At 45.7% G+C, this 7,872-nt stretch carries 7 protein-coding genes and 1 pseudogene; 4 read left to right on the top strand and 4 right to left on the bottom strand.

Features of this window, described 5'->3' with window-relative positions; genetic code table 11:
* Positions 1-63 precede the first annotated feature (63 nt).
* Positions 64-1,098, top strand: a complete 1,035-nt coding sequence (locus DEH07_12145; protein ID HBY05230.1) for a hypothetical protein — start codon at positions 64-66, stop codon at positions 1,096-1,098.
* Between the two features lie 95 nt (positions 1,099-1,193).
* Here DEH07_12145 and DEH07_12140 read toward each other — a convergent pair.
* The 4 genes and pseudogenes from DEH07_12140 to DEH07_12125 form a co-directional block, all read right to left on the bottom strand.
* Positions 1,194-1,535, bottom strand: a pseudogene (locus DEH07_12140) (group II intron reverse transcriptase/maturase).
* A 510-nt stretch (positions 1,536-2,045) separates the two neighbouring features.
* Complete coding sequence (locus tag DEH07_12135) at positions 2,046-2,273, bottom strand: hypothetical protein (protein ID HBY05229.1); 228 nt, start codon at positions 2,271-2,273, stop codon at positions 2,046-2,048.
* Positions 2,237-3,007 carry a hypothetical protein gene (locus tag DEH07_12130; protein HBY05228.1) on the bottom strand — a complete coding sequence of 257 codons (771 nt, stop codon included), beginning with the start codon at positions 3,005-3,007 and terminating at the stop codon, positions 2,237-2,239. The genes DEH07_12135 and DEH07_12130 overlap by 37 nt, the downstream gene beginning before the upstream one ends.
* A 143-nt stretch (positions 3,008-3,150) precedes the next feature.
* The gene (locus DEH07_12125; protein HBY05227.1) at positions 3,151-4,578 is read right to left on the bottom strand and encodes a DEAD/DEAH box helicase; all 1,428 of its coding nucleotides are present in this window, start codon (positions 4,576-4,578) and stop codon (positions 3,151-3,153) included.
* 338 nt (positions 4,579-4,916) lie between these two features.
* Between DEH07_12125 and DEH07_12120 the strand changes: the two genes are divergently transcribed.
* From DEH07_12120 to DEH07_12110, 3 genes are all read left to right on the top strand, one after another.
* Positions 4,917-5,858, top strand: a complete 942-nt coding sequence (locus tag DEH07_12120) for a hypothetical protein (protein HBY05226.1) — start codon at positions 4,917-4,919, stop codon at positions 5,856-5,858.
* A 26-nt stretch (positions 5,859-5,884) separates the two neighbouring features.
* On the top strand, positions 5,885-7,030 hold the full coding sequence (locus tag DEH07_12115; GenBank protein HBY05225.1) for a hypothetical protein: 1,146 nt from the start codon (positions 5,885-5,887) through the stop codon (positions 7,028-7,030).
* 306 nt (positions 7,031-7,336) lie between these two features.
* Positions 7,337-7,771 carry a hypothetical protein gene (locus DEH07_12110; protein ID HBY05224.1) on the top strand — a complete coding sequence of 145 codons (435 nt, stop codon included), beginning with the start codon at positions 7,337-7,339 and terminating at the stop codon, positions 7,769-7,771.
* Positions 7,772-7,872: the final 101 nt, after the last annotated feature.

Here is a 7,872-nt window from a genome sequence, read left to right as displayed (position 1 = left end):
CATTGCGTCCGAAATTGTATAATCTCAATTTGTTTTTATGTTGAAAAGTGTTTCCCCTTTTATTTGATTCTGTCCGGAATCAAAGGGAAGCACTTTTTATTTTATCAGCTGGAAATTTCACCGGCAATTCTTTGTGAAAAATTTGCCGCTTTATTCGGTAGTTTTTCATTGTTTAAAACACCGGTGGATCGGGCTATTGAGGTCAGGCTCATGGAGACGATGCAACCGGCACAGTTGGAACTCGCCCTTCTGGCTTTGGATAAGGTCCTGGATCGGGAGGATGAGGTTGAAATGAGCTGGAAGCTGTCACTTGAGCGCGCTCAATATGAGGTTGACCGGGCACAGCGACAGCATGATCTGGCTGAGCCGGAAAACCGCCTGGTTGTTCGTAGCCTTGAAGCAAGATGGAATGAAAAAATGATGGCATTTAATAACCTCCGGGAAGGATACGACCGGTATCGTGCCAACCGGTCTTGGCGGCCTACTGCTAAGGACAAGGAAGATATCCTTGCCTTGGCGGAAGATCTGCCCCGCATCTGGAGGGCGCCAACCACTGAGGCTAAAGACCGGAAGCGGATTGTACGCCTTTTGATTGAAGATGTCACTGTAAATTGCCAGCCTGGCCAAAAGAATGTCAGTCTGGGTTTGCGCTGGCGCAATAACTTCTGTGAGGTCCTTCACGTCAAAAAGCCTTTGCCGCCATATATGATGCGCAAGCATACTGCTGAAACGGTACAAATTATCGGGACTCTGGCACATAACTTAACTGACAACCAAATTGCTGTGCATCTAAATGAGTCGGGTTACCGGACTCCGGAAGGCAGGCTCTTCACCAAGGCTTCTGTTAGTTGGTTACGTTATCGCTACCGAATCCAGGGGCCAGGGGGTGATGGATTTACGGTTAAGGAGGTTGCTAACCGTTATGATATTAGTACTCATGTGGTCTATTATTGGCTCTACAACGGTATAATTAAAGGAACTAAGCTTGCTCCGGGCTGGCCTTGGAACATTATACTTAACGATGAAATTGAAAAAACTTTATCTGAATGGGTCGAAAATTCCAAGCACATTGCAAAAATTAATCAGTTAAAAATTTGATGCCAAAATATCTTTAAAACGATCAATTATTAATAATGGAAATTAATTCTATAACTATATCCCAAAACATGTTTGAGGAGGGTGCAGTATGAATAGATCGTGGGTATGCCAAGTGGCCTTTGACTGCCATCTGGTTTGGGTATGTAAACACGCTTAACTGGTTGAGGACGATAAGCGCCACTTTTTAACTCTGTTGCAATCTCTGAAAGAAAAATTTCAACACCAATGGTTTGTTCGATTGTATTGAAGCTTATTCCGTCCACTCCCGGCGCTCCTTTGTTAGACCGGCATTGTTGCCATGCACATTGAAGCATATCTTTCCGATATGTTTTGTCGTATAAACTGTAGAATCTGAAGTCTTTCTCCTGCTTGGCCTTAATATAAAGTTTGCGTTGAAAGTCGCGGACTTTTTCAAAAGACTGTGTTAGCCGTGGCAATCAGTCATCCTCCCTTTCATGCATACATTGGTAAAGCAGCGCCCCTTTTCTCCGACTGGTTATGCTGTCCAGCCATCATTGATAGTATGGGCGCCTCCGACTCCTCTATGAACAGGTCTGAAATTTCGGCCGATTGGACCTTATATCCAGCCTTTGGAAGTGCCACTTCCGTCCATAGAGGTCTCTCGTGTCTTTCCGGTTAACCTTGGATACATGCCGTCCTTAATCACCACGACTGTCCCTGCCGCTGCATGTTCTCGTTTCTTCACGGCAGGTAGCAGGCTTCCCCTTGTTGAGGTAGGGTCGCCAACAGCAACTGCGTTTTCGAGGCCACCACTGGTTCGCTTTCGCTACGGCCTGCACAAGGGAAAGGGGTCAGGCTTGACTTATTTAAACAATTGACTTATCCAAATAACAATGTCAGAGAAATTTGCATGAAACGACCCTAAAAAGCAGGTTAAGGGGAAAAGTTGTATTTGCTGGAGATCCGAGTTGTGTAGCGAGGGCAGGCTATAAAAATCTTCTTCCGCCTCGAAAAGCCGACAGATACTTTGGTTCCTCCAACTTGCTGATTATTGTTCCTTCTTTTTTATTGGCGGCATGAATGAACCTGCCGGCGCCTATATAAATGCCAACATGTGTGATATCCGGTTTAGGAGCGTCGGTTGCGAAAAATACCAGATCGCCCTTTTTTAAATCAGCTATGCTATCCACATTAGTCCCGGTTTTATACTGCATGTTGGCAGCTTGACCCCGTTTAATAAATAGGTGATATAAGTAAGTCCCGAGCAGTCAATTCCCTGTGAGGTGACACCACCCCAAAGGTAGGGAACGCCCAGATATAATCTGGCTGTAGCGATAACATTATCAGGGCTTCCCTTTTGAGCTCTATCCCTTTTAGGGAGCAGCATGGCGTCGTCCGCTTTTATCCAACTATTACGGCCGCCTGGCAGAGCTATTTCCAACCAATCATTCTCTTGTTTGATCAAAGGGAGCTGAGAGCCTCTGAAAGCCCTGCCGACCCCGGTCTTTGATTCGGAGGAAACAAGGATCAACACATTGCCGGCTTTGATCATGGCCACTTTACCGTTACGCAGATAGCTGCTTGACTGGCTTTCCTTTACTATAGCACCCTTTCTTACATAACCGACATAACCGTCCGGAACTTTAACCTTGTACCATTCCACGCTTGATTCATCAATGATCTGCACCGGATCTCCCAACAGCGCCTGGGTGACTCTCTCCGAGCTGCTGTCGGCATCCGCCAGGATATCTTCGACAGCGTTATTGACCAGATAAACCTGTTTGTTTTCTGCTTTTGGCTGAAATGATTGATCAAGTTTACGGGGAGGTGAACTGCAGCCTGTTATAAGCGTAAAAAATACGAGAAGGATTGACAGAAATAAATACAATCTTATCTTAGACAACTGGGAAAGACCTCCAGAATAACCAATATACAATATATTTTGCATTTAAACTCGAATGAATATCCCTGGGAGAGTGCTGGCGCCGCTATACGAGAACGGTTACCTATTAAGACAAAAATAATAGCATGGGGTCAGGATTGACTTATTAGATATTGACATCGCTCTGGAAAAGCCCATCCGTTTTACCCCTATCGGCTGCGCTTCGGAGTACGGAGGTGAATCGTTTTGCGTGAGATACCTGTTTTATGACGATGGCTGGTATTAGTTGCTTTAGGTTTACTAACACTTCTAAGATGGATTGGAGGAGCCTCAGTCAAAACCGGCAAGGGCTTATCTTCTGGCTCACGAGTCATAATCTTTAACGCCGCAGCTAACATAGTAACCGAATCATGTTCCTCCAACAAGCCCTCAGCCAGTGTCTTGTAGGCTTGAATATCCTCTTTATATGCCGCCTCCAGCAGATTATTCACTACTATCTGCTGCTGTCCGGCCAAAGCATCATTCGAGGTAGGCATGGGTTTGCGAATTATCTTATGCTTAATCAACTCTTCGATGTATTTCAAGTGTCCTATTTCTCTCGAAGTTACAAAAGTAATTGCCAGACCGGTTTCTCCAGCTCGGCCAGTCCTGCCTATGCGGTGGATATACCACTCTGCATCCTGTGGTATATCAAAGTTGTAAATGTGGGTTACTCCGCTAATGTCTAAACCACGGGCGGCAACGTCGGTTGCCACCAAAATGTCATTCGTCCCATTTTTAAACTTACGCATGACCATATCCCGCTGGCTCTGTGACAAATCCCCGTGAATCCCATCCGCTAGATATCCTCGTTTAATCAAAGCTTCAGCAATTTCATCAACCCTTCGCTTGGTCCCGCCAAATACTATAGCTAGTTCAGGATTTTGAATATCAAGTAAACGGCATAGGACATCTAGTTTTTGCCTTTCCGGCACCTCAATATATTGCTGTTCGGTATTTAGCACAGTCACAACCCGGGGATCAATATGTACCATTTCCGGATTATTAAAAAATTCACGGGCAAGATTTTGAATATACAAGGGCATAGTAGCACAAAATAACAGGTTTTGGCGTTCCTCTGGGGCTTGTTTGAGTATTTCCTCAATATCCTCTTTAAAACCCATTTTAAGCATTTCATCAGCCTCATCCAATACCAGTATTTTTATTTGATTTAGTCTGATGGTTCTACGACGCAAGTGATCCATCAACCTGCCCGGAGTTCCTACAAGAATTTGTGGGCGGTTTTTAAGCGCCCGTATTTGCCGTTCTATATCCTGACCGCCATAGATGGGTAAGGAACGAATTTTTTTCTGGCTGCCGATCTTATTAAGTTCCTCGGCCACCTGCATAGCCAACTCGCGGGTTGGGACAATAACCAGACCTTGGATCTGTTCCAGGTTTTGTTCGCACCTATCTACCAGAGGTATCCCATAGGCAGCGGTTTTGCCTGTACCGGTTTGGGCCCGGCCAATAACATCGCGGCCCATAATAGCTATGGGTATGGTCATTTCCTGAATAGGTGTAGGCTCTTCAAATCCCATATTACCAAGGGCGGTTATGATGACAGTGTCTATATTGAGCTCATGGAAACTCGTCATATTTGTATTCTCCTATCTTCATATATTTGTAAGGGTAATCTTTGAACCTTAGAATGGACATCTTTTCTTTTATAATTCCACATTTGCACCGAAAAGGCAACAGCAGAACATGCGCTATGGAACCAACAAACGGTACACAAGAGTCAGGCTTGAGATACTTATAGTATCTCAAGCCTCTTATCACCATAACTATTGACAAGCTGAACGGACATGATAGTGTTAAGCTTAAATGCTATAATTTTCTATAAAAAATCAGGTTTCAGCCACTTCAAAAATTGCTTTTTCCAGATAATTATTTAATAAAAACTAAGGAGTGATCCGGCATCTTAAAAGACGATTTGGTTCGAAAATTAATAGAAACGCTTCTGGAACAAGGCCTGAAATTCGGGCTGGATGTTGCCGGAGGTTTTCTGGGGCCGGCCTGGCCGGTCATCAAGCCGCTGGTGGAAAAACTTTTCAAAGGACTGCCCGAATCTATCTCCTCACGCTATAAATCTTCCGAGGAAGCGGTCCGGGAAGCAATGGACGCGATGAAAGAAAGGAAGGAAGATGTGGCGAAAATCGGGGAGGCGCTGGAATCGGCAGGCATCACCCCCAAGTGGACTAACGACGTCCTGAAAGGGCTGGACCGGATCTCCGATGATCTTTTCCTTCTCCTGGCCAGGGAAGCACAAGCTGCGGCCACGCTGGACAACATTTACAAAAAAGTTATGGACACTTCTGAAAAAAAGCCCGGGAAACTGGTTATCAACAGCGAAAGGCTAGAATATGTCCACTTCCTCAGGGTCGATCAAGAATTTCTCAGAGGATATGATCTTACCGCCGGATCAGTCATGGATTACACTGTTTCCCAGCGCCACGCGCCGGCCGGTTTTTGCCTCCGCACATTCATGGTTTTTAATCAGGGCCGTGAAACAGCGGCCATTTCCCGGATGGAGCTCAAGGTATTAAATGAATATGACATTCCGGAGGGCGCATCCTTTGGAACATTAAAGCCTGTGCTGGATCCTTTTGAGGAACTGGTAGAATTAACCGCAGGCGGCGAGCAATACCCCATCTTCCCCGGAAAATACTTCAGCTATAAGGCAGACGACGTAGACACTTTCAGAATCAACACGGTATTCAAAGGAGATTACGGAAAGATTCAGCAGCTTCAGCCTGTCATTTATTGGGCCGACTGCCGCGGCGAGCATATTTCTTGCGGAACACCGGTATTTCTTGCGTCGCACCCGGCCCCCGAGCTTCACCTGGCGAAACAGAAATTCGGTTTCGGCGTATAGATACTTGTGTCAGGAGAAATACAATAATGAAACCTGCAAATGATTTTCATTCCAGGCTGAAAATCCGGCCCGGTGAGGAACTTGAAAGATTCCGCCCGCTTCTTCAAGACGCCCTCACGTTTGGGTCGTTTTCTCAGAAAACAAGTCCTTTTCAAGCGGAACTGGAAGTCCTGGATGGCCTTTACGCACTGTTGTCAGTGGACAGGGATAACTTTCTCACCCTGGCGGAGGAGTTAAACCGCCGTCCGGAGTTAATCGCATCCCTGGAGAAGAAGGGAAACGGAAACTTTCAAATGGTCTACGCCTTCCGGGGATATACCGAAGGCGGGGCTATTTATCGTCATTCTGTTATTCAATCCCGGGATTTAATCCAAGCTCTAATGCCCTTTTTGATCCTGCAGGTGCGCAGGACCGCCTTCTGCCGGGTTCCGGACGACTGGACAGCCGGAGGTATGGTAATCTCTGTGACCAGCCCCAACTGGAGTACAGTGATCCAGGACTCGGCCGCCCTCTATTGCATGCAAATGAATCCTCTTTTTGCATCTTTGCTGGACTGCGCCCGCAACCTCTTTGCCTGCAGCGAAACAGAGAAAGAAGCAAGCTTGATCCTGAAGAAGGAAATCGAATCTTCCATTGCAAAAGGAAACTTTTCCGGAGCAATCGACGGCCTGATGATTGCCGACGAAATGTCTGAGGACGACCCTATCCTGGCAGAAATCCTTGGCCTATTTTTAGTTTCGGATAATCCCGGTCTTTTGTGGGCGGCCCTGTATGTCTGCGATCGTCATCCATTTCAGCAGTTTATTTCCCGTATCCGTTCTTTAGCACTGGAGGAAAAACGCGCAGGATTTGCAGTTGCGCAAATCCGGGCGCTTCGCCTGATGGGGGGTGAGCAGGCTTTCAACGCCCTGCTGGATCTGGGAAGTTCAGCTCAAATGCCGGAAACCAGAAAACTGGCGGCAAGAGCATTGGCCTGGGTAGTTGATTATCCCTTCCTGGAGGAACGGGTTTTGGCGCTTTGCCGTTCGAAAGACCGGATCCCAAGGCAACTCGGCATGACGGCATTAAGCGAGTCCAAATACCATTCAGTGTTTTCCGAAGGTAAAAACCTGGCCTCCAGAGTGGAGAAAGAGCATCTCAAAAGGAATTCTTCGGAATGGGGTCAAACTTGACTTAACAATAAGTCAAGTTTGCAACAATAAGTCAAGCCTGACCCCATAAACACAAAAAGGCAGCCTCAGATCGTTAAGAAGCTCATGTTTCAACCTGAGAAACATGGGCTTTTTTGATGGTCCGAAAAGCCTGTTTTAGTACTGGCTTTTGTTATTCCAAAAGCATATGACAAAACCTGGATTATGAAGAATACTTGACATCAACAGTTATATGATGTTATATTATGTTATGTCATGATATAGTTATTTGCACGCAGGATATCGCTTATTTTGCGTCCTGTGCTTTGAAGTACACTTATTAAAAGGATGCATTATGTAATGATACATGTTATCAGCAAACATAACACTGCTTACCTGCCTAAATTTACTATATTTATTATAATCCTTATTTCCCTGTTTATATTTTCTGTCCTTATTGGTAGATACACCATCAATTTTACTGATTTTATTAATTTGCTGGCTCTGAAAGCTACGCAGCAATCCATTAACGCATATACAGAAATAAATACTATCATATTTAGCGTCAGACTCCCCCGAATTGTAGCCTCAATATTAATCGGCAGCTCTTTGGCTGTTTCAGGGACTGTTTTTCAAAGCGTATTCAGAAATCCCATGGTGTCTGCAGACGTATTGGGGGCTGCCAATGGAGCGGGGTTCGGGGCTGCCTTAGGCATTTTATTATCATTGGGGGATTACAAGGAGGACAACAGTCCGGCAAAAAAGCTCTTAGTATCGCAGTAGTCCTTGCTTCTTCGGGCATCCCCACCTTTCATAATACAAATTAGGTGTGTTGGGGACTTTCCGGTATAGGCGGGAGGGGAGGAGGCCATAGGGGGGGTGGG

Origin of the sequence: Desulfotomaculum sp. (assembly GCA_003513005.1) — a bacterium.
Lineage (GTDB): Bacteria > Bacillota > Desulfotomaculia > Desulfotomaculales > Nap2-2B > 46-80.
Note: the sequence above shows the minus strand (reverse complement) of the source record. Positions and strands in the feature narration are given on the sequence as shown.

Coding starts and splice junctions, on each gene's coding strand:
- DEH07_12115 (HBY05225.1), top strand. CDS start 5,885: ATGAAACCTGCAAATGATTTTCATTCCAGGCTGAAAATCCGGCCCGGT.
- DEH07_12110 (HBY05224.1), top strand. CDS start 7,337: ATGCATTATGTAATGATACATGTTATCAGCAAACATAACACTGCTTAC.
- DEH07_12135 (HBY05229.1), bottom strand. CDS start 2,273: ATGCAGTATAAAACCGGGACTAATGTGGATAGCATAGCTGATTTAAAA.
- DEH07_12130 (HBY05228.1), bottom strand. CDS start 3,007: ATGCAAAATATATTGTATATTGGTTATTCTGGAGGTCTTTCCCAGTTG.
- DEH07_12125 (HBY05227.1), bottom strand. CDS start 4,578: ATGACGAGTTTCCATGAGCTCAATATAGACACTGTCATCATAACCGCC.